Annotated in this window: 24 protein-coding genes and 1 tRNA gene; 15 read left to right on the top strand and 10 right to left on the bottom strand. The window is 35.3% G+C overall.

Annotated features, from left to right (window positions below):
* Nucleotides 1–93: 93 nt before the first annotated feature.
* The 10 genes from EV197_RS00560 (at nt 94) to EV197_RS00605 (ending at nt 8,669) form a co-directional block, all read left to right on the top strand.
* Nucleotides 94–600 (top strand): MarR family winged helix-turn-helix transcriptional regulator, encoded by a 507-nt coding sequence (locus EV197_RS00560; protein ID WP_130284788.1) that lies wholly within the window; start codon nt 94–96, stop codon nt 598–600.
* Nucleotides 587–1,054, top strand: coding sequence for a GNAT family N-acetyltransferase (locus EV197_RS00565; RefSeq protein ID WP_130284789.1), 468 nt, complete (start codon nt 587–589; stop codon nt 1,052–1,054). Before EV197_RS00560 ends, EV197_RS00565 begins: the two co-directional genes overlap by 14 nt.
* Nucleotides 1,055–1,449: 395 nt before the next feature.
* Nucleotides 1,450–1,773, top strand: coding sequence for a hypothetical protein (locus EV197_RS00570; protein ID WP_130284790.1), 324 nt, complete (start codon nt 1,450–1,452; stop codon nt 1,771–1,773).
* 65 nt (nt 1,774–1,838) lie between these two features.
* A complete protein-coding gene (locus EV197_RS00575; RefSeq protein ID WP_130284791.1) occupies nt 1,839–2,393 on the top strand; it encodes a hypothetical protein in 555 nt (184 codons plus the stop codon).
* A gap of 213 nt (nt 2,394–2,606) precedes the next feature.
* Nucleotides 2,607–2,972, top strand: coding sequence for an endonuclease domain-containing protein (locus EV197_RS00580; protein WP_278041749.1), 366 nt, complete (start codon nt 2,607–2,609; stop codon nt 2,970–2,972).
* Nucleotides 2,973–3,484: 512 nt separating this feature from the next.
* Complete coding sequence (locus EV197_RS00585; protein ID WP_130284793.1) at nt 3,485–4,195, top strand: hypothetical protein; 711 nt, start codon at nt 3,485–3,487, stop codon at nt 4,193–4,195.
* 627 nt (nt 4,196–4,822) lie between these two features.
* Nucleotides 4,823–5,623 carry a sensor histidine kinase gene (locus tag EV197_RS00590; protein WP_130284794.1) on the top strand — a complete coding sequence of 267 codons (801 nt, stop codon included), beginning with the start codon at nt 4,823–4,825 and terminating at the stop codon, nt 5,621–5,623.
* A 146-nt stretch (nt 5,624–5,769) separates the two neighbouring features.
* Nucleotides 5,770–6,411: a response regulator transcription factor gene (locus EV197_RS00595; RefSeq protein WP_130284795.1), complete on the top strand. Its 642-nt coding sequence runs from the start codon at nt 5,770–5,772 to the stop codon at nt 6,409–6,411.
* A 189-nt stretch (nt 6,412–6,600) separates the two neighbouring features.
* Nucleotides 6,601–8,064, top strand: a complete 1,464-nt coding sequence (gene rpoN / locus EV197_RS00600) for an RNA polymerase factor sigma-54 (protein WP_130284796.1) — start codon at nt 6,601–6,603, stop codon at nt 8,062–8,064.
* Nucleotides 8,064–8,669 carry a hypothetical protein gene (locus EV197_RS00605; RefSeq protein ID WP_130284797.1) on the top strand — a complete coding sequence of 202 codons (606 nt, stop codon included), beginning with the start codon at nt 8,064–8,066 and terminating at the stop codon, nt 8,667–8,669. The genes rpoN and EV197_RS00605 overlap by 1 nt, the downstream gene beginning before the upstream one ends.
* On the opposite strand, the gene EV197_RS00610 is transcribed toward EV197_RS00605, so the two are convergent.
* The 10 genes from EV197_RS00610 to EV197_RS00655 all read right to left on the bottom strand — a co-directional run bounded on the left by EV197_RS00610 (nt 8,664) and on the right by EV197_RS00655 (nt 15,679).
* Nucleotides 8,664–9,380: a porin family protein gene (locus EV197_RS00610; protein ID WP_242610670.1), complete on the bottom strand. Its 717-nt coding sequence runs from the start codon at nt 9,378–9,380 to the stop codon at nt 8,664–8,666. The two genes, EV197_RS00605 and EV197_RS00610, sit on opposite strands and share 6 nt — an antisense overlap.
* A 170-nt stretch (nt 9,381–9,550) precedes the next feature.
* Nucleotides 9,551–10,033, bottom strand: coding sequence for an ExbD/TolR family protein (locus EV197_RS00615; RefSeq protein WP_130284798.1), 483 nt, complete (start codon nt 10,031–10,033; stop codon nt 9,551–9,553).
* 23 nt (nt 10,034–10,056) lie between these two features.
* A complete protein-coding gene (locus EV197_RS00620) occupies nt 10,057–10,665 on the bottom strand; it encodes an ExbD/TolR family protein (RefSeq protein WP_130284799.1) in 609 nt (202 codons plus the stop codon).
* A gap of 1 nt (nt 10,666) precedes the next feature.
* On the bottom strand, nt 10,667–11,140 hold the full coding sequence (locus EV197_RS00625; RefSeq protein ID WP_207224183.1) for a hypothetical protein: 474 nt from the start codon (nt 11,138–11,140) through the stop codon (nt 10,667–10,669).
* A 103-nt stretch (nt 11,141–11,243) separates the two neighbouring features.
* On the bottom strand, nt 11,244–12,047 hold the full coding sequence (locus tag EV197_RS00630; RefSeq protein ID WP_130284800.1) for a MotA/TolQ/ExbB proton channel family protein: 804 nt from the start codon (nt 12,045–12,047) through the stop codon (nt 11,244–11,246).
* Between the two features lie 199 nt (nt 12,048–12,246).
* Nucleotides 12,247–12,334: transfer RNA gene (locus EV197_RS00635), tRNA-Ser, on the bottom strand.
* 62 nt (nt 12,335–12,396) lie between these two features.
* Nucleotides 12,397–13,434 (bottom strand): asparaginase, encoded by a 1,038-nt coding sequence (locus EV197_RS00640; protein ID WP_130284801.1) that lies wholly within the window; start codon nt 13,432–13,434, stop codon nt 12,397–12,399.
* A 50-nt stretch (nt 13,435–13,484) separates the two neighbouring features.
* Nucleotides 13,485–14,273 carry a TatD family hydrolase gene (locus EV197_RS00645; RefSeq protein ID WP_130284802.1) on the bottom strand — a complete coding sequence of 263 codons (789 nt, stop codon included), beginning with the start codon at nt 14,271–14,273 and terminating at the stop codon, nt 13,485–13,487.
* A gap of 84 nt (nt 14,274–14,357) precedes the next feature.
* Complete coding sequence (locus tag EV197_RS00650) at nt 14,358–15,095, bottom strand: tetratricopeptide repeat protein (RefSeq protein WP_130284803.1); 738 nt, start codon at nt 15,093–15,095, stop codon at nt 14,358–14,360.
* Nucleotides 15,092–15,679 (bottom strand): RNA polymerase sigma factor, encoded by a 588-nt coding sequence (locus tag EV197_RS00655; protein WP_130284804.1) that lies wholly within the window; start codon nt 15,677–15,679, stop codon nt 15,092–15,094. The genes EV197_RS00650 and EV197_RS00655 overlap by 4 nt, the downstream gene beginning before the upstream one ends.
* Before the next feature lie 103 nt (nt 15,680–15,782).
* Here EV197_RS00655 and EV197_RS00660 point away from each other — a divergent pair, with 103 nt between their 5' ends.
* The 5 genes from EV197_RS00660 to EV197_RS00680 all read left to right on the top strand — a co-directional run bounded on the left by EV197_RS00660 (nt 15,783) and on the right by EV197_RS00680 (nt 23,297).
* Complete coding sequence (locus EV197_RS00660; protein WP_130284805.1) at nt 15,783–16,820, top strand: hypothetical protein; 1,038 nt, start codon at nt 15,783–15,785, stop codon at nt 16,818–16,820.
* 143 nt (nt 16,821–16,963) lie between these two features.
* On the top strand, nt 16,964–18,193 hold the full coding sequence (locus EV197_RS00665; protein ID WP_130284806.1) for a serine hydrolase domain-containing protein: 1,230 nt from the start codon (nt 16,964–16,966) through the stop codon (nt 18,191–18,193).
* 96 nt (nt 18,194–18,289) lie between these two features.
* Nucleotides 18,290–20,272 carry a PKD domain-containing protein gene (locus EV197_RS00670; RefSeq protein ID WP_242610671.1) on the top strand — a complete coding sequence of 661 codons (1,983 nt, stop codon included), beginning with the start codon at nt 18,290–18,292 and terminating at the stop codon, nt 20,270–20,272.
* Nucleotides 20,253–22,859 (top strand): CHAT domain-containing protein, encoded by a 2,607-nt coding sequence (locus EV197_RS00675; protein WP_130284807.1) that lies wholly within the window; start codon nt 20,253–20,255, stop codon nt 22,857–22,859. Before EV197_RS00670 ends, EV197_RS00675 begins: the two co-directional genes overlap by 20 nt.
* On the top strand, nt 22,860–23,297 hold the full coding sequence (locus tag EV197_RS00680) for a retropepsin-like aspartic protease (RefSeq protein WP_130284808.1): 438 nt from the start codon (nt 22,860–22,862) through the stop codon (nt 23,295–23,297).
* Nucleotides 23,298–23,375 lie beyond the last annotated feature (78 nt).

Genomic DNA, 23,375 nt, shown 5'->3' on the forward strand with positions numbered 1-23,375 from the left:
AATTACAAAATTAATCAACGTTAAAAAACTCAGTTCAATTTTTAAAATCTAAGGGTTTTTGATATATTTACATAAGCACTTATATAAATACTTATGCAAGATGCCTTACTAACCTATGGAGAATTAGGTCTGGGATCTCGGTTAAAAAGACTGAGTGATCTTATGATGCGCGAAATACATGTCGTATATGACACTTGCAATATTGAGTTTGACCCTTACCTCTTTCCGGTGTTTAATATAATTATAGAGCATCAACAGGTAACTACTACTACCATACAAGAAGCTTTACAATACACGCAACCCGCAATTACACAAGCCATTAAAAAACTTTCAAGTAAAAAATTGATTAGCCATAAAGTTGATAAGCAAGATAAACGCAAAAAGCTATTTCAGCTCACCAAAAAGGGCATTGCACTACACCATGAGCTCATACCGTTATGGCAAATTATTGATCAGCAAGTGAAGTGGCTAACTGAGGGTTCCGCGAATAGCCTAACGAGTCACCTAAACTTTTTTGAAAATCAACTTCAAAAAAAGTCACTAAGCAATCGGATTTTAGAGGAGTATAGTAAACTAAAAAAGCAAAATGAAAACAATTGAAATCATCCCTTTTACATCCCATTATGCAAAAGATTTTGCGCGTTTAAATGTGGAGTGGTTAGAAAAATATTTTGTGGTAGAGCCGCATGATGAAGATCTTCTGCAACGATGTGAGGAAACTATTATCAACAAAGGAGGCTATATTTTCTTTGCAAAAGTCGATAATACGATTGCAGGTACATTCTCCCTCATCAAAAGCAGTGATGGTATTTATGAATTGGGTAAAATGGCAGTATCTCCGGAGTTTCAAGGTCAAAATATTGGGCAGCAACTGTTAGTATATTGTATTGAGCTGGCTAAAAAAAACCGCTGGAAAAAAATTATACTTTACTCCAATAGAAAGCTCGAAAATGCCATTTACATATATAAAAAATACGGTTTTGTAGAAATCCCCCTCGAAGCCAACCCTCCCTATCAACGTGGTAATATTAAAATGGAATTGGCAATAGATTAAAGCACCTTTTATATTTTAGTTCGAGTTTTACAACCAACAAAAAACCTCTTTATATCTCACCTCCAGGGGAGACTTGATTCCTTTCCCTTGAGGGAAGGGTTAGAAATGGGTGTCAACATTGCTTATCTAACTCCTAATAAACCAAACTACGAGAACCATTATAAAACAAGTCGTAAAAACACCCCTCTAAATCTCCCCTCCAGGGGAGACTTGATTCCCTTCCCTTGAGGGAAGGGCCAGGGATGGGTGCTTTCAAAACCCTACAAAACTTCTTACAAATGTTAAAGTCAAAAAAATAGGGTAACAAAACCACGATTTAAGACACATGCTATAAAGTATACAAGCATAACTTTGCTTTACTTTAATAACACAATTAAATCTTAAACTTTCAGTACATGAAAAAAAACACATTTTTAAAACTCGGATTTGGGGTTTTACTTTCTGCTTCAATAGTAAGTTGCGAAAACGAAACCTCCAATGAACAAGAACTAAACAGCCAGTTAATACCTGAAAAAATTATTTCTTTAGACAAGGCTATAGCAGAGTATAATAATTTTTATCATACTCGTATTGCCCCTTTTGAAGGCAAAGCCAATACAAACCAAACAAGAGCAGTTTGGTTTGATATGAAGTCTCTAGAAAGTCACTTAAATAAAATAAATGTTGTAGCTAACCAAAACAATATAGCTGTTACAGGTATTAGTATATCCTTACTGTAGATGAAAATAACAAAAGAGATATAGTGTTAGCTCCGTTAGCTAAACATCCTGAAACAAATGCTAATATGCCTTTTTCTATTGATAATAACACAGTAGTTTTTATAGATAATAACGCATTTGATGCATATAGCAACTTAAGAAAATACAGTACATTAACTGATAAAACACAGAGCTTATTATTAGGAAAAAATGGTACTGTTTCTCTTGCCAGTATAATCAAAAACTACAATAATTATTACGATACATACGTACAACCGTTAAATAACAAAGTTAAAAACGATACTCGCTTTTGCTTTTATGAAGGCGATACCTTTAAAAAATATCTTAATTACATACAGAAACAGGCAAAAGAAAACAAAGCGGATCTTAATGGGGTAAATATTGTTTTTGGTGTTTATGACAATGATCCTGCACTGGGAGAGTATGCTAATCATCAAACGTTATTCTTTAGTCCTTCTGTGATTAATGGTAAATCTGTTTTTTCATTATCACAGCAAGATAATTTCTCATTTAATTTTGAAACAGATATCATTGAATTTTTACCTACAAAGTCTGATAATTTAGTGTCAAGTTCATTGTCCAATGAACTTTCAGGAACTCCTCCATTTGGAATTGAATAATAACTAAAAATTAGCTTATCAAAGTTCGACTTAAACAGTCGGACTTTTTTTATTGAAACATCCCTCTATATCTCCCCTCAAGGGGAGACTTTTTTCCCTTCCCTTGAGGGAAGGGCCAGGGATGGATGTTTTTCTGTCCTAAACTTTTTACATGAAAAGAGGTTTATGTAAGCAAAATTTCTTTTTCCTATCTTTCAAATTCAATATATAAGCGTGGCATTACAAAACATACTTCCATATACAACTGAAGCAAGGGAAAGAGCTAAAACTTTAAGAAAAAACATGACCCAATCTGAAAAATTATTTTGGGACAACGTAAGAAAGAATCAACTCGGCACTAAGTTTTATAGACAATTCCCTATTCTGGATTATGTAGTTGACTTTTACGTAAAGGAGATTGGACTTGCCATTGAAATCGATGGAGAGTATCACAACAGTCAGTTTTTAGAGGATAGTAAACGTCAGGAGAGGATAGAAAAACTAGGAGTTCAATTTCTTAGATTTAGTAACAATCAAATAAATAATGATCTGCCCAATGTAATCCAGGAGATTACAGAAACTATAAGCGAACTTCAATGAATTTTATTAGATGATATACCTAAAAGAGAAGGTTTTCTGTAGATTACAAATGAAGCACTATAGATAAACACCCCTCTAAATCTCACCTCAAGAGGAGACTTGATTCCCTTCCCTTGAGCGAAGGGCTAGGGATGGGTGTCAACATTGCTTATCTAACTCCTTATAAACCAAACTTAAAGAAACATTACAAAACAAGTCGTAAAAACACCTCTCTAAATCTCCCCTCCAAGGGAGAATTGACTCCCTTCCCTTGAGGGAAGGGCCAGGGATGGGTGTCATTTAAACACATAAATCCAGAGTTATTTCCCCCTTTTCTTAAAAAGGGGTTTTCCCCCCTTGAATTCCTTCTCCAACAATCGTTATTTTACACTAATCTTACAGGTAGCCTTGTTATCACAAGGTGTTACCTATGTATAAGATAACAAAACTGAGTCAATTTTTTTTAATACTGCGGAATAACACTATTTTTAGAGGTATAAATCATCTAAACTAACAAACACTTAAAACAAAAAATGAAAAAACTAACTAACCTATTCACATTAATCGTCTTTATTTTTGGAGCTACCCTTTTAGGTTCGTGTGACAATTTACAAACCGGTGACCAAAGCGCCCAACTAGCAGACTACAAGAAAAAAATTGAGGAATATGAAAAAACCATTGCTAGTTTAAAAGAACGACTTGAATCCGAGCAAGGCAGTAAACCGGATAATATTATAACCTCTCGTTTTGCCAAAAACCTTTATGATAATTACACCACAAGAGCGGAGTGGATAAGCGAAACCGTTGGTGCCGATGGAGATGGTGAACGTTTTATGGCTACTAGATCGTTATACTATGACCTTAATGAATTATATAACTACTTAGCCTATGTTCGCAAACAATCTAGCGAAGCTAAGGTAAGACCATCGGGCGTACGCTTTTACTTTGGGATCTATCCTGAGGATTATGTTAGAGACCGATCGAAAAATTACGCTAAGCGCACTACCTTTTTTATAGCTCCAACCGTAGCACGAAAGATGAATGATAAAGTCGTGCACTTAGGGTATACTCTAGATAATGATTTTAACGTACAACTGTTATCAGAAACTATAGGAGTAGATCAATTCGGTAAAGCAAGAATGCAAAAAGGAAGCTTGTTTAATTTCAACCTGTTTCAGGAGTTGGATGAAAAAAACAGTTTAATTGCTAATGAAATGGGAAGTTCACCTCCGATAGGAAAATAACTCTGAATAGCTTTTGGGAATTTTACGATATATCGGATTATTATTTGAGCTTCTAGCTCTAATCACAGCGGTAATTTATTTCTATAAATATAAGAACACTGCATTAAGGTACTTTTTGCTCTTATTAGCTTATATATTCTTAAACGACTCGCTAGGTATGTTTGTAAGAGAATATATAACTGATTACAATGCAGTACTATATAATAGCTATTATGTAATTAATTTCTCTTTCTGGTTTTTACTTTATAGATATTACCTGAAAATTACATTCAACAAAAAAATTGTTTTGAGCTTTTTTTTGATTTACATAATTTCTTTTATTATAAATGGCTTCTTCGAAAACTATCTTATCGATTATCAAAGACTACCATATATTATTGCTGCATTATTTTTAATAATTACAATTGTTATTTACTTCATAGAAGTATTAAATTCTCAAAAAGTATTACATACAAAAAACAATCTTTTATTTTGGATAAGTGTGGGTTTACTAATCTATTATGTTGGTAATCTCCCTTTCAGAATACTCAGAAATTATTATATACAGTTAGCAGATGCTACAATATTATTCTTGGTAAATTTTGTGTTAACAGTAGTACTTAATTCTTGTTTTATAATTGGATTTATATGGAGCAACAAGAAACAGCAATTTTAATCGCAAGTATTGTACTTGTGGTAATTATAATTTTATTGATTTTTTTGTTTTTGATTTTTCAAAAACGAAAGAACAGCTTGTTGCTTCAACAGCGCGAAGCAAAACGAGAATTTGAGCGAGCCATTGCGCAAACACAAATAGAAATACGAGAGGAAACCCTGCGCAACATCAGCTGGGAGTTGCACGATAATATCGGTCAACTCCTAACACTGGCAAAAATACAGATTGGTATTGCGCAGGGTCAACCCGAAAAACTACAAGAAGTTACAGACACCATAACCAAGAGCTTAACGGAATTGCGATCGTTATCAAAACTGATCAATCCTGATGCGATTAAAAGCCTATCGCTTAGCGAAGCCATCCGACTCGAGATTGAACGCTTTAATCGACTGCAATTCATTGAAGCGTCTATGACCGGTAATAGTGAGGTGCGTAAGCTAGATAGCCAGGAAGAAATCGTATTGTTTAGGATTTTACAAGAATTTTTTACCAACACTATCAAGCATTCTAAAGCAACCAAATTAACCGTACATACTACTTTTACCAAAGATAAAATAGAAATCAAAGCAGAAGATAATGGCGTTGGCTTTGATATTACCAATACCAAAACCAAACAAGGTATTGGACTGTGTAATATTCAAAACAGAGGCAAACTGATAGGTGCAGAAATTGGCTTACATTCTGAAATTGGTAAAGGAACCTCTATCAAATTGGTATATTTTTACAAACAAAAACCAGAAACAAGCCCTAAGCTTAGCATTATTGAAACTTAGCATTTTTTATAAACGTTGAACTGTTTTACTTGATATTAATAAGGAAAGCGATACACTAAAGCACTAAACCAATAACTCAGCGATGTGTTATGATCCAATAGACTAACTATAAAAACCGATCATAATCATCTTCATCAAAACACACAATCATGAATTACTCCGTAGTCATAGTAGAAGATCACATCTTATTATCCCAGGCATTATCTGGGTTAGTAGATGGTTTCGAAAAGTTTAAAGTTCTTTACATCTGTAAAAATGGAAAAGAATTGCTAACGCGATTTAAAGATCCTAAAAATATACCAGACATCGTACTTATGGATATCAATATGCCCATTATGAATGGCTTAGAAACCACGGCAGTACTCAAAGAAGAGTATCCTGATGTAAAGGTGCTGGCTCTATCTGTAGAAGAAGATGAAAAAACAATACTCAAAATGCTCAGAGCCGGTGCTAAAGGCTATCTACTAAAAGACACCGAAAAAAGTATCCTTGAAAATGCCCTTGTTGAAGTACAGGAAACCGGATTCTATCATACAAAAAACGTAACCAACCTTTTACTGGGATCTCTTAATCCTAAAGAAGAAAATAAAGTTGCGCTGAAGGAACGCGAATTGGAATTCATCAAACACGCGTGTACAGAAAAAACCTATAAAGAAATTGCTAGTGATATGTGCCTAAGTCCAAAAACCATTGAAGGTTATCGAGATTCTATTTTTGAAAAGCTAAATCTCAAAAACAGAACAGGCTTGGTGATATATGCGATTAAAAATAAAATTTTTGTGCCCTAGATAAATGATATAAATGACAATGAAAAGTAAGTTTGGCGCGTTTATTGCTTTAGGCAGGTTTATTAGCTGTAACTTTTAAGAAAAAGTTAAGACTAATAAATAACCAATTGTCAATAAACTAACCATCTATGCGCTTATAAGTACTTTGTTTTTACTTATTTTTGTAGATGTAGGAATATCATCACATTTATGTTAAAGCAACAACTTAATTTTAAACTTTCTCAAAAATTATCCCCTCAGCAGATTCAGTTAATGAAACTGATTCAGTTACCTACACAGGCTTTTGAACAAAAACTGAAGCAAGAGTTAGAGGAAAATCCAGCATTAGACAGCGGTAAAGATCAAACAGACGAATACGACTATGAGGATCCCTATGCCAATGACCAAAATGATGATGACTATGGGTCGGAAACGATAGAAACTGAAATTAATGTAGACGAATACCTTAGCGACGACGAGATACCAAGTTATCGCCTAAGTACAAACAACTATAGCGCTGACGATGATGAAAAAAGTGTACCTTATGCTTCTGGTACCACCTTTCATCAGCATTTGGTGGAGCAGTTAAATACGTATAGACTAGATGAAGAGCGAAGAGCAATTGCTGAATTCTTAGTGGGTAGTATTGACGAGAGTGGCTATATAAGGCGAAATGTTGCCGATATCTTAGATGATTTGGCATTTACACAAAATGTATACACTACCGAAGACAAGATCGAAGAGGTTTTCAAAATAGTCCATCAATTAGACCCTGCTGGCGTAGGCGCCAGAGATTTAAAAGAGTGCTTGTTAATTCAGCTAGAGCGCAAGGATAAAACGATTGCTATCAAATTGGCCACTGATATGATCAGAAACGCCTTTGATCACTTTAGTAAAAAACATTACGACAAACTGTTGTCCAAATTTGATATTGAAGAAGAACAACTCAAAGAAGCGATTGAAGAAATAGAGCATCTTAATCCCAAACCTGGTGGGTCTTATTCGGGTAATACACGTATAGTAGAACACGTAGTTCCAGATTTTACGATTCGAATCGTTGACGGAGAATTAGAATTATCACTCAATGGTAGAAACGCTCCAGAATTACACGTATCTAAAGAGTATAATAATATGCTCCAGGCGTATAAAGCAAGCAAAGAAAAATCTAAATCTCAAAAAGATGCAGTACTTTTCATCAAGCAAAAATTAGATGCCGCAAAATGGTTTATTGAAGCAGTAAGGCAACGACAACAGACTTTATTTGTTACCATGAGCGCTATTATGCACTATCAAAAGGAATATTTCTTAACGGGAGATGAAAGAAACCTAAAACCAATGATCCTTAAGGATATTGCTGATGAGATTGAGATGGATGTTAGTACGGTATCAAGAGTAGCCAATAGTAAATATGTAGACACTCCCTATGGGACAAAGCTCATAAAAGATTTCTTTTCAGAATCGATGACTAACACCGAAGGCGAAGAGGTATCCACCCGAGAAATCAAAAAAATTCTTGAAATCACTATCGGCGAAGAGGATAAGAAAAAACCGCTAACGGATGAAAAGTTAGCCAAAATTTTAAAAGAAAAAGGATACCCAATAGCGAGGAGAACCGTAGCCAAATACAGGGAGCAATTGGACCTACCCGTAGCACGATTAAGAAAAAAGATTTAATGAATTTCTTTCTAAAAAGCTTTTCATACCTATTACACCCTATTTTAATGCCTTTATTAGGTGCTATTATCTATTTTGCAGCTGCACCTAGGTTTATTCCTGATGAGATCATTAGCGCTAAAATATTTGGCCTAGTAGTGATTACCATCTTTACCCCAATTGTATTATATTTTTTTCTAAAAAGTTCAGGTGCCATTTCATCTCCGCATTTAGAAGAAGTAAAACAACGTAAAATTCCATTATTACTACAATCCATACTGCTCATTGTAGTTATTAAATTAATTATTGATATCTATCATTATCCTGAATTATATTACTTCTTTCTAGGAGCCTTATTTTCTTCTTTAAGTGCCATTTTTGTAATCTTTTTTAACATCAAAGCCAGTCTACACATGGTTGGAATTTCTGCAGTTACCATGTTTACGGTTGCCTTGAGTATTCATTTCAGTATTAACCTTACTGCACTCATCGCCATACTTATGGTGGCTAATGGTCTTGTCGCTACATCTAGGCTACATATGAAAGCACATACCAATCTCGAGTTAATCTTAGGAATTCTTATTGGTATCTTACCCCAATTAACCCTAATAAACTTATGGTTATAAAATATAAAATAAGAGACCTATCTTAAATGCATTGAGCCCAACAGCTTCACCACTTTCTAAGGTAGCATTATCATTAAATAAAGGATTGATCCCATAATGAAAATAGAAATTTACAGTATTCCATCCCAATGATAAGGTAAGGGACATACGGAGTCGCTCTAATTCATCCAGCTGCGTTTGCTTAATGGTATTAGAGCCATCTACAAATACTGAATTAAAATAATAGATATAACCTAGCTTAAACCCAGTATAAATTCGATAAAAGCGATGATCCTGAGGCGTTGATGTTCTCCATCGTAACTCTAAAGGAGCTTCAATAATATGCGTATAAAAACGATTACGATCATATGCTACACCTCTTAAATTACTAAATATACTTTCCTCAGTTCCTTCGCGCTCGCCGATAAATAGATTTTGTCCATAGGAATTAAAAGAATATCCTATTCCTAAACCAATAGCAACATTGCGTCTTTTGTTAATCGGCATATCTCTTATAAAACCGATATGTAAACCACCACTTAGTCCAGACTGGTCAATACCAGAAGGCTTATTAAGCAATAAATTAAAAGTGAAACCGAAATAAAACTGATCCTCTCTATATAAGGAATCGGCACTTTTAATAAACAAAGAATCAGAGACTCTTCTTTCTTGTCCACAAAGTGAACTTAATGAAAGTATACAAAGTAGTATGCATATAAATCTAAGCATCATATCTAAGGGTAAAGAATTTGCCCAAGCACAAATAATGTATGTTTATTCTTTTAATAAAAGTAAGTATTAAAATATAATTATAAGTTAGTAACTTTTTATTCATAGGCACATAAAAAAAGTCATTCACAAGATCTATGAATGACTTTTTTTTATAGATTAAAGAAAAGAACTTACTTTAAATTATCGGCTGCATCACCAATTCTGGTGGTATAGTTAATTTTTAAAGCCTGTACTTCTCTTAATTCTTTCTTGATATCTCCTACGAGTCCCATGTTTGTTTCACCGTCTACTTTAAGCGCAGTAATCAAAAATGGAATTTCCTCTTCTCTTTTAGATGCACGCTCAGCAAGAACGAATGGAGCAATCTCCTCAATCTCAGCAAATTTATCATTCAACTGAATTCTTGCTTGTGTACCTGCACTACTTTTATATCGAGAACTTGGTTTACCAGCATAGATATACATTACTAGATTCTTTTTATCTAGTTTTTCTACTTGATTTGCTACCGGTAATTTATTTTCGATCATCAGCGTATTTTCTCGCATTACCGTAGCCACCATAAAGAAAAATAACAACATAAAAACGATATCTGGTAAAGAAGCGGTAGATATAGCTGGTAAATCCCCACTTTTTTTCTTTTTAAACTTTGACATAATCTTACTTTTTATGTTATAAATTATTTCTTAGGTTCTGCTTCAGACAGCTTTTCAGGATATAATTCCTGAATTCTTTTAATCTGATCCTTTAATTTCTCCTTATTACCAGGATAGTTAACGTCATTAAGATCTTTCTCCATCTGAATGAAGGTCTTATTATATAACTGCATTGCTACTCGATTACGCAATTCATTATATGCCGCAACTAATTCATTTTGTACGGCAATATACGTAGCATATGAAGTCTCTCTATTATTTCTTAGAGAAATAACTGCCTTAGTTGGATTATCGGAAGAAGCTGGATCTTTAGCTCCTTGACAATAGTTGCAAGCGTCATCTCCTTTACCTCCACCGTTATCCAGAAAGGCAACTGCCGCAGCTCTAAGTTCACTTAATTCCATTGGCGCTTCTTCTACCAATAAATCATTGTTTTTATTCACTTCGACAACGAATATATTTTTCTCTTTAAGAATCGGTGGTTTCTCCTGTTCATCTACAGGAGGCGGAAGTTTACGGCTAATACCGCTATCCGTCTCAATTGTAGTTGTAACCAGGAAAAATATTAGAAGAAGAAACGCAATATCTGCCATAGATCCCGCATTAACTTCTGGTGCTGCTCTTCTTGCCATATTATTTACCTATTAATTTTCTTATTCCGGATAAAAACATCATTCCTACTGCTATCGCAGCTAAGAAATAAAACGCGTATAATCCTGCACCGACCATTTTAGATCCACCTGCAGACAATACTTCTCCGTCTTTCATTGGTGTTTCAACACCATCCGCTAGGACATATCCTATACCTACTACGATTAAAAAAGCAACAATTCCAATTAGGGTATTCTTTAACCCTCCAGGATTTTTTGCTAACGTAGAAAATACAGATACTAAAGTTGCTATAATTACTAAAATAAATATAGCCCAAGTTAGGAAGTAAAGAGGGCTAACAGCCGGCTCTACTAACTCTAAAGGTAAGTCTCTCGCGTCAGTTACGCCATTCTCAGCTTCAAGATTACCTATAGTGTTGCTCATTACAAACCAAAGAACACCACCTAGTATACCAACAGCAAGAACTACGTATGTTAATATTTTTGAGATTTTCATGTATGTTTAATTTAAAATCGAAACTTAAGTTTCCAGTTAATAATTATCAATTTGTAAACTAACTATACCTATTTAATCATAAGATATAGAGAACAAAGTATAATTATTTTCTGTTTTTGTATGCTACTAACATATCGATTAATGTTATAGAAGCATCCTCCATATCATTAACGATTCTATCAATCTTCGCTACGATGTAGTTGTAAAAGATTTGTAAGATAATAGCAACGATAAGTCCAAATACCGTTGTAAGAAGTGCTACTTTAATACCTCCTGCAACTAGTGATGGCTGCATATCTCCTGCTGCTTCAATTTTATCAAATGCTTGAATCATACCTATTACCGTACCCATAAACCCAAGCATCGGAGCAAGAGCAATAAATAAAGATACCCAAGATACATTCTTCTCTAATTGACCCATTTGAACACCTCCGTAAGCAACAACAGCTTTTTCGGCAGCGTCAATGCTTTCATCAGCACGGTCAAGACCTTGATAATAAATAGATGCCACAGGTCCTTTTGTATTTCTACAAACTTCCTTAGCTGCTTCAACTCCTCCACTATTCAAAGCATCCTCAACATTTTGCTGAAGTTTCTTTGTGTTTGTAGTAGAAAGGTTCAAAAAGATAATTCTTTCGATTGCTATCGCAAGTCCTAGAATTAAACATAAAAGTACAATCCCCATGAACCCAGGTCCACCTTCAATAAAACGCTTTTTTAATTCTTGATGAAATGATAAATCATCAGTTGCGTCTTCTGCTGCAGCATCTTGCACTGCGGTTGTAGTTAAGGGAGCAATTGCTAATTGCACATTAGTCGATAATACCTGAGCAGGTGCAGTAGCTGCTTGTACGTTTCCAAAAGCCATTACTGCTGCGATTGCCAGAATAGAAAATAGTCTTTTCATTGCGCTGATTCTTAATTTTAATTAGTTAAAGTGTTAAAGATAAAAAAATATTATAAAATCCATAAAAATTTAATAATAATGCAGAAAGAAAGAGTAACACTTCCACTCCTTTCCACATGTAAAAACAGAAAGCAAAATGTTTTAGCGTTTAAAGTTTTTTTCCAAAAACACTACTAAATTGAAACACTTTCTTTACTCGCAGAGAGGAAGGGATTCGAACCCTCGATACGCTTTTGACGTATACACACTTTCCAGGCGTGCGCCTTCGACCACTCGGCCACCTCTCTAGTTTCCCTAAAAATGGTTGGGCAAATAACAAAAAAAATATAAGCTACTAAAATTTGAGGCGTTAATTTTCTGACATTTCACCCCTAATTGGGGACTCAAAGATCGTTTTAAACACTTTTATGGGTAATTTTTCCCCTAACAAGTACATTAATTTGGTGACTGCAGCCTCAGTGGTAATATCCTTTCCGGAAATCACTCCTGCTCTTTTTAACGCTACGCTAGTGCTATATTTACCCATTTCTACACTCCCAGCGGCGCACTGTGTTACATTCACGACTGGTATTTTTTTAGCTTGTAGTTCTTTTAGAATATCCAAAAACCATTTTTTAGTCGAAGTATTACCTGCTCCATAGGTTTCTAAGATTACGCCTTGTAATTCCGTCGCTGATACCATGGCCTTCACTATTGCTTCATTAATACCTGGAAAAAGTTTAATTACAATAATATTATTATCAAAATGGGTATGGTATACCATCCTCTTTCTTCGGTTCACATTGCGCAACGCCATCTTGTTTACCTTTAAATGAACCCCAGATTCCACTAATGGTGGATAATTAAAGGATTTAAATGCCTGAAAATGCTCTGCATTTATCTTGGTAGTTCGGTTGGCTCTTAATAGCTTATATTCAAAATACAAACCTACTTCCGTGATGACAGCCTTTCCTTTTTCTTGAAGCGCAGCTATCTGTACTGCAGTGATTAAATTTTCTTTGGCGTCTGTCCTTAAATCTCCAATAGGGAGTTGAGAACCGGTAAATATGATGGGCTTGTTTAAATTTTCAAACATAAAACTAATCGCAGAAGCGGTATAAGACATCGTATCGCTACCATGCAAGACCACAAATCCATCATAATCCTCATAATGATCATTAATGATATCCCCTAACTCTACCCATCTGTCGACATCCATATCCGAAGAATCAATGGGCTGCTTAAAACTTTTGGTATCAATAGTACAGTCTAGCTGTTTTAACTCAGGAATATTTTGTAATAATTCTTTAAAATTAAAAGCAACTAAAGCCCCTGTTTCAAAATCTTTAATCATACCGATAGTACCACCGGTATAAATCAATAATATAGAAGGAGAAGAAGTATTCATATGATTAGTTGTTATGAATCACTTTATTAGTACTCGTTACACTGAAATAATTACCTACCAAAGACATCAATAGAGTTCTGCGTTGTTATTGCCGCGATTTCTTCCTGTTGAAGCCCATAGATTTCAGCTAGCTTTTTAACCACATTAGTAAGGTATAGGCTTTCATTTCGCTTTCCTCGATAAGGTACAGGAGCTAAATACGGTGCATCCGTTTCTAAAACAATATTCTTCAGATCAATCTGATCTAAAAATTGATTTATCTTACCATTCTTAAAGGTGGCCACTCCACCAATACCTAATTTCATATTGAAATCAATAGCTTTATGAGCTTGTTCTAAATTACCGGTAAAACAGTGGAATATCCCAAATAATTTCTCGTCATTTTCCTGTTCTAAAATCTCAAAGATTTCGTCAAAAGCCTCCCGACAATGGATTGCTATAGGCAATTCATATTGCTTCGCCATTTGTATTTGTCGTACAAAGGCATCTTGCTGTTGTTTTAAGAAGGACTTATCCCAATACAAATCTATGCCGATTTCTCCTACTGCGTAAAACTTCTTAGAAGTAGAGATTTGTTGTCGTTTTTCCAATTCTTCAGCTACGTGGGCGAGCTCCTCTTCATAGTTTTCTTTCACATGAGTTGGATGCAATCCCATCATTAAAAAAACATGGGCTGGATATTGCTCCTCAATAGCATACATGGCATTGGTATAACTAGAGTCAATAGCAGGGACAAAAAAACGTTGAACTCCAGCATCCAAAGCTCTTTTCATCATTTCATCACGATCCTCATCAAATGCTTCGCTATATAAATGTGTATGGGTATCCGTTAAATTCATCAGGCAAAAGTACTAAAGAATTTTTACCAAACCCACTCTTATCGGTTTCGAAACAGATCCTATCTTATAATAAAGTAAAACCCATTACAATTCATCTAACAATTGTTGCGCCTGTTCATAATCTTCTGCTTCTTTTGGAATAGCTTGTAATACAGCTTTACACGCTTCAAACTTCTTTTGTTTCAAAAGATTTAAGGCTTCAAACCACATTGCACGGTATTTAAAGATAGAACTGCCGTTTTTTAATTCCATGAAAATGTCTGAAGCTTCATTATACTTGTTTTGCTCTAACAAACTTAGTCCATAATAGAATTGCAACTCTGAATTAGCTTTGTCTGTGTGTAACAACGTACTCAATAGGATTTCTGCTGCTTTATAATTTTGTTGATTGAAAGCCTGTTCTGCTTCTTTTATTGTTCCTTGTTCGGCACTTCTTTGCGTAAGACTTAACTGAGGTATTGCAGCAAAATCTGCATAGGACGGATTGGTTGGGTAAAAGAAATAAGTTCCTAGTAATATTGCCACACAAGCCGCTGCAGCATAAGCCCAATTAGGCAATTTAATAACTTTAGTTTTGTGCTCTTGCTTGTTGGTTTTAAAATAGGTATCACTTACCCGATCTAAGGTGTTTTTTAATTCCTGTTCTTCTGTTGAGGTATTAAATGTGGCATCAAGGTAATCGTGCAATGCCGTGTATGTATCAAACTCTTCTTTAAGTTCGGCATCAGACATCAATAAGTCTGAAAACTTTTGACGCTCCTCTTGCGATAAGATGTCATTGCAATACGAATCAAACAGTAAATATTTCTCTTCCGGGGTCATAGCATTTTCTTTATGTATTCAAATCTAGGAGAGCTTCTAACCAATTCTGTTAGTTTGCCTATGCATAAGGATTTCTTTTTACGAACATATCCATAAGATTGTCCTAATTGCTTGGCTACTTCTTCCATAGATTTAACAGTAAACGTTAATTTTAATAGTTCTTTACAGGCGTTCCCTAATTGATCAAACATGGCTTTAAAAAGATCATTTTTAGCTTCAAAAAGTGCTGTTTCTTCCATCAGGTCTAAACTTCCATCATCTTTAGATACAACCTCTTCATTAATTGTTACCCCTTTATTGGAGGTTTTGTGGATTTGATTTATCCACTTGCGTTTACATAAAAGAAAAAAATAAGCATCAAAAGGACACGTTAACCCAAAACCTTTTTCCTTTGCCTGTTTATAGATTACAACTAACACTTCTTGAATAATGTCCTGAGCTCGGGCTTCATCCCCACTATTCTTTTTAATATACCCTATCACCTTTGGCGCAAACTTTTCGTAAATCTCAGTAATGAGTCGAGTGTCATTGTGTACGAGCGCGTCAATATATTTTTGATCTGAATGAAGATCCTTTTGTTTCATAAATACGGCATTATTGCATCTAATTTAAAAAAAGTTTGAGAGCAAAGGGTAACAAAAAAGCAATTGGTCTGATATAAGGGTGTAAATGAAAAATTTAAACACAATGAAAACAAAAATTGAAACACATGTAATTTTGAATAAAAGTAGAATTACTACCGCTAAAATCTTAAGTAACATTTTTATGACCCTGTTAATCGTCTTACTAGTAAGCTGTAAATCCGATGATGATACGCAGCCATTTGAAGAGTCATTTGACGGAGAAGCGTTACAACAAGCTATACAAGAGGCTAGAGCTGAAAACGTGCAAAGTTTTGCGATCACAGCAGAAACAGGTGGTGAAGTTCAAGGAGAAGAAGGTACCATATTAAGTTTTGGCCCGAATGCTTTTGAAGATCAAAATGGTAACCCTGTCACCGGATCGGTAACTATAGAACTCCTAGAAGTATATGACAAATCAAAAATGGTACTTGCTAAATTGCCTACTAACGGTAAAAGACCTGATGGTACCGTAGAAACCTTAAAATCCGGAGGAGAATTTTTCATCAATGCTACACAAGCTGGTGAAAATTTGACCCTTGCAACCAATTTTATGCTCTTTGCGCCTGCAGCTGAATTTGATGAAGGTATGCAATTATTTAATGGAGTAGCAAATGACTGCCCAGAACCTGATGTAGCCTGTGATGTTGTTTGGGAAGAAGAAGAACAAGGCGGGCTAGAACCTATGCAGCGCGAGGGTCCTGACGGTCAGGGCGTATCTGGTTATGGTGGATTTCTAAGTAATTTTGGTTGGACAAACATCGATAGATGGTTTAGTGATCCAAGACCTAAAACTACACTTTATGTTAATGTGCCAGAAGGTTTTGATGACACCAATTGTAATGTATACGTATCTTATGACGGAGAACCAACTGCATTAGCTTTATTAGATATCTACAACACCGAAACCGAATTATTCTCGGAACATTATGGTCAAATACCGATTGGGTTAGAGGTGCACATCATTTTTGTTTCTATTCAGGATGATCAATATGTATATGCAATTCAACCCACTACTATCGAGGAAGATCATACTGAAGTTATCACAGAAACTTCTACAGCAACCGAAGCCGAGTTGGTCGCATTAATTAATGACCTTCCTTAATCTAAGTTATTACCAAAGCCGTTCACAGCTACTAATTTTTAAATCCGGAAAATTTTTTCCGGATTTTTTTGTCTTCTAGGGTAACAACTTATGATGTGTTATGATATAAGAGTGTATTACAAAAACTTAATTCATTTTCAAACATGTCAACAAAAGCAAAAAATAGTACATCACCGAACAATAGTAGGTCTGTACAACATCTAATTTCTAGAATTTTAGTAAGCGGTATAATCGTTTTAAGTATCCTAGGTTGTGAACAAGACAATGCTATAACCGATTTACAAACGAACACTCCGATTTTTGACCTTGATCTTTTTGAACAAAACATCATTGACTATATCAATGCTGGAGGGGACACACCCGTTGGTTGGGCATACACCATTAGTAAAGACGGTAACTTATCGAGATCAAATGCGTTTGGTAAAGCAAGAACAGCAGCAGATGGAACTTTAAATTTTACACCACAAAAGGAAATCAATGTTGCCAGCGTATCTAAATTTTATACCGCTATTGCAGCTATGCAATTACTTGAAGCCAACAATTTGACTATAGAGGATAAAATTAATACCTGGCTGCCTGATACATGGGTCAAGGGTCCTGGTGTGTCTGAGTTAACTTTTAAAGACCTACTGAAACACGAATCGGGTTTGCAAAGCACTAATACCAATTTTGATACCACACTGGGGTATGAAGGCTTGCAAAATTGTATACAAACCGGAGTTGTCAACTCAACTACCAGAAATTACCTCAACGTTAATTTTGCATTGTTTAGGGTATTGATCCCATCCTTGTGGAGTAATCTCGAAGGAAGTCCTGCTATTGATATTGAAAATGATGCCAACACTCAGTTTATGTATTTGCTTTATATGCAGCAACATGTCTTTGATCCACTATCGTTACCATTAGTCGGGTGTGTCCCAGAAGATAGAGAAACCGCTACACTATATTATAATGTTAATAACCCAAACAATGGGGGTAATGGTCAATATTATGGCAGCTGGAATAACAAATCTGGTGGTGGAGGCTATTTTATGACAACAATGGAGATGGCCAAAGTGAATGCTTATTTTGAACACACCGAAGTATTAGTTTCTAATGAACAAAAAGCTATTATGAAACTACATCGGTTGGGTATGGATACTGCAGATCCTATTGATGAAATCCACGGTAATTATTATAGTAAAGCGGGCAGTATTGGAACTTCAAATGACCCTACAACCTCGCAAGGTGTACAAACACAAATCGTTATGTTTCCTTTCAACGGAATTGATTGCGTAGTAGTTATGAATTCACAAGGGGTTACCTTGCAAGGTACCATCAGTCTTCGGCAAATGATTTACAATGCCTACAATAATGCTTGGGTACAACCCTAATGACCTACTAATAGGATAAAGCTTTCCGAAGGAAATTGCTGCGGAAAGCTTTATTTGTAAACAAATATTTATATTTAAAGTATTCAAACACAATTCATGAGGGGCAGATTCATTTACATAGCGCTAGTAATTTTTTTTACAAAATCTATTTTTGGTCAGGATATGGAAAGGGATTCCATCCCCAGAATTGCACCGATAAGCTATGATATTGAAGGCAATCGAGTCCGATTTAACGCTACCATGCCTGCACTTCATCAAATCGCAGGTGCACCAAAAGCTTTTTACACCTATTATTGGGAATTTGGAGATGGTGATTACAGCCAAAAAGAAAAACCAGAACATCAATATACACAGCCTGGGAATTATACGGCTCAACTTTGGGCCACCAATAATTATGACAACGGACCTCCACCAGCTAGCAGACCCGTTTCAGTAAAGGTGTCAAGTACCATAGATGAAGCCTCGCTAGACACCTCATCATTATTTGAAGAAGATGAACATTTAATGATTAAAACGAATAGGGACCCAGTGCCTAATCAAGAATTAGTGTTAATTACCGCTTACAAGAATACCCAAAATTATGTAAGTAACGGTAAACTATATTTATTTTATAATGATACTAAGTTTAAAGATAACAACTTTACACTTGAAGATACTAGAATGTATCATGGAGAGAAAATAGTTCCCTTAGAAAATTTAGCAATTCAATTAGAGCCAAACCATACAAATAGTTATTTAGCCAGCACTACGGAAACGTCGAATACTATACGAAATCTTATTCTTCAGGATAGTACCAAAAGAACAAATCTACCCTTGACCTTAGAAGATTCGAAGGCACAATATCGAAATTATCAGGTGGTTGAATTTTATGATATGCAACCGGGAGAAGAACGGAATATCTTTAGAACTTTAAAAACGACCCCTGAAATGCTTAAAGATACCAGTGCGATCGTTACCCTGAGGAGTATTTATGTGCCCGATGATAATTATGATAATCATACCGTAAAAGAAACGGAGATGGAGATTGTAACCTCTCACGATCCCAATAAAATGTCATCCAACGGATGGCTTATGAATTATAGGCTTGTACGGTTTAAACGTTTAAAATTTAAAATTCGGTTTCAGAACAACGGAGAAGGACCCGCAAATACGATACGATTAGAAACGGATGTCCCTGAAATGTTTGATAAATCTACCTTAAATATTGAAGGTATCTATCCAGATTGCCCCATTTGCCCAAAAAACAAAGAAGTAAATTATAGCTGTTTGGATACTGTACTTCAAAAAGATAAAATAATTTTTAAGTTTAACAGGATTTACCTACCCGGAAGCCAACAAAAAAATGTAGCAGAAATCGACTCTACAAAAGGGTTTGTAAAGTACTCCCTAAAGTTTGGTGAGAATTTTCACAAAAAGAAAACCAAAAGCAGAACAGCCATCTATTTTGATAAAAACGAACCGATTATCACCAATTATGCAGTGACTCGCTTTATGCCAGGTATCTCTATTGGAGCTAAAGCCGGGTATAGTTGGTCCCCTGATCTTGATAATTCGCGCGAATATTTTGTGGGCACTACCCTATCCCCTTTTAAATCCTATCGAGCCTATTATCAGGCAGAACTTATGGCATCATTAGCTAATTACGACCAAACCCGTAGGTACGAAGAGCGTACCATTAATGCAGATGGTTCAGAAAATATAGTGCGATTTACGGAATCCAATAGTTATACTACCACTACATTATATGCTGTTCCTGGATCTATACGGTATAACGTTTCGAATTATTTTGCCATAGGTAGCGGCATACAGGCAAAAATTGATTTGACCAGCAAAAATGAACAACAAACCATTGGAGAAGGGTTCTTTCTGGATGTTGATGGGCAGCTGAATCCTAATCCAGACCTCAACCAATCCAGCAGTGCCACGATAGAAGAAAGTTTTATTAATTTTCAAACCGGGGTTTTTGTTGGTTTCAATGTGGGTACAATAAGAATTGGACCAAGTTTTGGAGCCCGATACATTCACTATTTTGATTCGCCGCATTCACAAATTCAACTGTATGGGATTTGGAAATTTTAAGGTATCGCTGTGGGCGTTACTTATTATGATTTGCGTCCACTATGGAAGTAGTAAAGCCGCTCAAATTGAAAAAAAATCTGCAACTCTCCTCTATCAATCCCTTGATAAATTTTTGGCAAACCCCAATCCTGATGCACTATCAAATTTAACCAGCTTTACTTATGATCTCCAAAAGCAGTTAAACACCAAAGATGATCACTTGGCCTGGGTAATAACACTGTGTAATCTCGCCTATTACCATAATCAATATCAGCATAAAAACACAGCAATTTCACTATATGAAACCGCCTGGGCAGCCTTTAACTCGCATCAACTTACGAATTACGACCTTATTGCTAACTGCCTACAACCCTTGGGAAATCTGTACATACAAACTGGGGACTTGCCCAAAGCGGAAACCACAATACTATCGTATTTACATTCAGCTCAAGAAAAACAAAATAATAGCGCTATCATCGCGGGTATCACCAACTTATCGATAGTTTATCATCAAAAAAAGCAATATGAAAAGGCTATTCGTATTATACAAGAAGGGCTGAAGATAGCACCAAATAACACTTCGCTACTTATCAATTTAGCCTCTAATGAACTAAGCTTGAAAAATTATTCAAATGCAAAAAATATAGCAGAAAAGGTGATTGAATTAGACGCTTCAAAAGTTAAAGCCTACACCATAATGGCTGCGGTATATTTATCGCAGGATGTCCATGATAAAGCTATTGAATATTTAAAAAAGGCCAAAGCCAAGATGCTTAATACTACGTTTCTTCCTAGGGAACTTGCAATGATTGAACTAGAATTTGTGGATATTTTACTTCAAAAGAACGACTATGCGTTAGCAAACTCCAGACTAAAAGAAGTTTATTCGATTTTACTAGGCACCTATGACTATAACCAGAATTTACCAGATGACGATGTATTACTTGCCGACAGAGTCCTATTAAATGCATTGGATGCTCAGGGAGCAATTTATACAGCACTCCGACAAAATAACGCTGCACTACTTGCATACGAAAAGGCTTTTAAGGTGCACGATTTAATCAACCAACACTATTTGCTTCAGGATAGTCAGCTTTTGTCACATGGGCAGAATAGAATTCGCACAGAAAACTACATAGCAATTGCCTATGAACTATACCAATCCACTTCCGACAAAAAATATATCGACAAGGCTTTTTGGGCAGTGGAGCGTACGAAGTCGCCAATAGTTACCAAATCGCTATATGATAAAAAACGCTTACTACAAATAGAAAATGACTCCTTAGTGATTAGGTACAAGACATTACAAAACTCGCTTGCCGTACTTTCTGTAAAACTTTTTAAAGAGAAATCTAAAGGAAATGCGGCTCGTGTAGCTATAATTCAAAACCTATTAGATGAGCGTCAAAAAACAAGTATAGCGCTCAAAAAAACTTATGCATTACTAGAACAAAAGTATCCCGAACTAAATGCAAAACAACCAATTGCTACAGTTGAAGAAATACAACAAGAAGTACAGAAGTTACAAACAACCTTGCTGGAATATTTTTATGGAACCAGCCACATCTATTTGTTTACCATATCTTCAAACAATATTATTTTTGAAAAAGTTGCCGAAGTGACGGCAGCGGAACTAATCATCAAAAGCTATATTTCATTCTTTAATACAACCGATAGGATAAACAATGACATCAGCGCTTTTACAAAAGCCGCCTATGAATTATATACCGTGCTTAACCTTCCTAAGCAAACAGAAAAATTGTTAATTATCCCCGATGATATTTTATATTTTGTTCCATTTGAAGCCTTACTGACTCAAAAAACAAATACACTTCAATATTCAAAAATGCCTTTTTTACTACGGTCAACAATGCTCAGCTATGAAATCTCGGCAAGTAAATATGTTGATCAAAGAAAGGGTGTTCTTCAAAAACCATCAGTTTTAGGTGTCTTTCCAGTTTTTAAAGGCAGTAGTAATGAACTGTCGTATTCTGAGTTAGAGCAAAAAGCAATTCAGCAACAATTAGATGGAATGTTTTTAAACCAAAAGGAAGCTACATTTTCTACTTTTAAAGAGCACGCCAATACTTATACTATTTTACATCTTTCCACCCATGCCACTGCAGGTTCATATCAAGAGCCAGCAAATATCTCTTTTTTTGATCAAGATATTCCCATTGATAGATTATATGGTATGAACCTAAGGGCAAATCTAGTAGTTTTAAGTGCTTGCGAAACCGGAATTGGCAAAAGAGTTAAAGGAGAAGGACCGCTTAGTGTAGGACGCGCTTTTCAATATGCTGGTATTGAAAACGTATTGTTTTCTTTATGGAAAGTAAATGATGAATCTACCTACACTCTGATGGATTACTTTTATGAGCATTTTACCGACCACGGAAAACCAGACCTGGCATTACATCAAGCCAAGCTTGACTATATTAACGATTCAACTATCTTAAACCAAAAGAAATCACCCTATCATTGGGCTTCCTTTGTATATTATGGAAAGCAGCAGAAAATAATTGAAACAACTAATTTTCTCCATTATATCTTTATAACTTTACTATTACTAATTATCTTGGGCATTATTAGTAAACTTCGTACCTAAATGATTTCACTACGCCAGTATTTATCCAAAAAAGGATACGCTCCAATCAAATTAAACTATACGATTACCAATCATTTTGAGATAGAAGCTTCTATCAATGGAGTAACCGGAAGATTTATTGTAGATACCGGAGCCTCTAACTCTTGCTTAGATTTTGAAGCGATTTCGAAATTTAAACTAATAGCAGAAGATAGTGAAGTAAAAGCCGCTGGTGCTGGATCCAATGACATGCTTACGCAATTATCCCAAAAGAACAGCATTACCATAGGAAAATGGTCCAAAAAAAATATTCCTCTAATTCTTTTTGATTTAACCCATGTTAATAGTGCCTTAATACAACATAACGCTACCCCAGTTGATGGTATCATAGGTGCAGATGTCTTACAAACAGGAAAAGCTGTTATTGATTACGAATACAGTAATCTTTACTTAAAATAACTTCCAATTGAACGTTCTAATTTGATTACTGGTTGAATTATTAATATTTTTTTAACTATCTTTAAGAAGTCCTAGTGA

Source organism: Aquimarina brevivitae (assembly GCF_004216895.1).
Taxonomy (GTDB): domain Bacteria; phylum Bacteroidota; class Bacteroidia; order Flavobacteriales; family Flavobacteriaceae; genus Aquimarina; species Aquimarina brevivitae.

Excerpts from the sequence above, each read along its gene's own strand:
- EV197_RS00560 (WP_130284788.1), top strand. The coding sequence starts at position 94 with ATGCAAGATGCCTTACTAACCTATGGAGAATTAGGTCTGGGATCTCGG.
- EV197_RS00565 (WP_130284789.1), top strand. The coding sequence starts at position 587 with ATGAAAACAATTGAAATCATCCCTTTTACATCCCATTATGCAAAAGAT.
- EV197_RS00570 (WP_130284790.1), top strand. The coding sequence starts at position 1,450 with ATGAAAAAAAACACATTTTTAAAACTCGGATTTGGGGTTTTACTTTCT.
- EV197_RS00575 (WP_130284791.1), top strand. The coding sequence starts at position 1,839 with ATGCCTTTTTCTATTGATAATAACACAGTAGTTTTTATAGATAATAAC.
- EV197_RS00585 (WP_130284793.1), top strand. The coding sequence starts at position 3,485 with ATGAAAAAACTAACTAACCTATTCACATTAATCGTCTTTATTTTTGGA.
- EV197_RS00590 (WP_130284794.1), top strand. The coding sequence starts at position 4,823 with ATGGAGCAACAAGAAACAGCAATTTTAATCGCAAGTATTGTACTTGTG.
- rpoN (WP_130284796.1), top strand. The coding sequence starts at position 6,601 with ATGTTAAAGCAACAACTTAATTTTAAACTTTCTCAAAAATTATCCCCT.
- EV197_RS00605 (WP_130284797.1), top strand. The coding sequence starts at position 8,064 with ATGAATTTCTTTCTAAAAAGCTTTTCATACCTATTACACCCTATTTTA.
- EV197_RS00610 (WP_242610670.1), bottom strand. The coding sequence starts at position 9,380 with ATGATGCTTAGATTTATATGCATACTACTTTGTATACTTTCATTAAGT.
- EV197_RS00615 (WP_130284798.1), bottom strand. The coding sequence starts at position 10,033 with ATGTCAAAGTTTAAAAAGAAAAAAAGTGGGGATTTACCAGCTATATCT.
- EV197_RS00620 (WP_130284799.1), bottom strand. The coding sequence starts at position 10,665 with ATGGCAAGAAGAGCAGCACCAGAAGTTAATGCGGGATCTATGGCAGAT.
- EV197_RS00625 (WP_207224183.1), bottom strand. The coding sequence starts at position 11,140 with ATGAAAATCTCAAAAATATTAACATACGTAGTTCTTGCTGTTGGTATA.
- EV197_RS00630 (WP_130284800.1), bottom strand. The coding sequence starts at position 12,047 with ATGAAAAGACTATTTTCTATTCTGGCAATCGCAGCAGTAATGGCTTTT.
- EV197_RS00640 (WP_130284801.1), bottom strand. The coding sequence starts at position 13,434 with ATGAATACTTCTTCTCCTTCTATATTATTGATTTATACCGGTGGTACT.
- EV197_RS00645 (WP_130284802.1), bottom strand. The coding sequence starts at position 14,273 with ATGAATTTAACGGATACCCATACACATTTATATAGCGAAGCATTTGAT.
- EV197_RS00650 (WP_130284803.1), bottom strand. The coding sequence starts at position 15,095 with ATGACCCCGGAAGAGAAATATTTACTGTTTGATTCGTATTGCAATGAC.
- EV197_RS00655 (WP_130284804.1), bottom strand. The coding sequence starts at position 15,679 with ATGAAACAAAAGGATCTTCATTCAGATCAAAAATATATTGACGCGCTC.
- EV197_RS00660 (WP_130284805.1), top strand. The coding sequence starts at position 15,783 with ATGAAAACAAAAATTGAAACACATGTAATTTTGAATAAAAGTAGAATT.
- EV197_RS00665 (WP_130284806.1), top strand. The coding sequence starts at position 16,964 with ATGTCAACAAAAGCAAAAAATAGTACATCACCGAACAATAGTAGGTCT.
- EV197_RS00670 (WP_242610671.1), top strand. The coding sequence starts at position 18,290 with ATGAGGGGCAGATTCATTTACATAGCGCTAGTAATTTTTTTTACAAAA.
- EV197_RS00675 (WP_130284807.1), top strand. The coding sequence starts at position 20,253 with ATGGGATTTGGAAATTTTAAGGTATCGCTGTGGGCGTTACTTATTATG.
- EV197_RS00680 (WP_130284808.1), top strand. The coding sequence starts at position 22,860 with ATGATTTCACTACGCCAGTATTTATCCAAAAAAGGATACGCTCCAATC.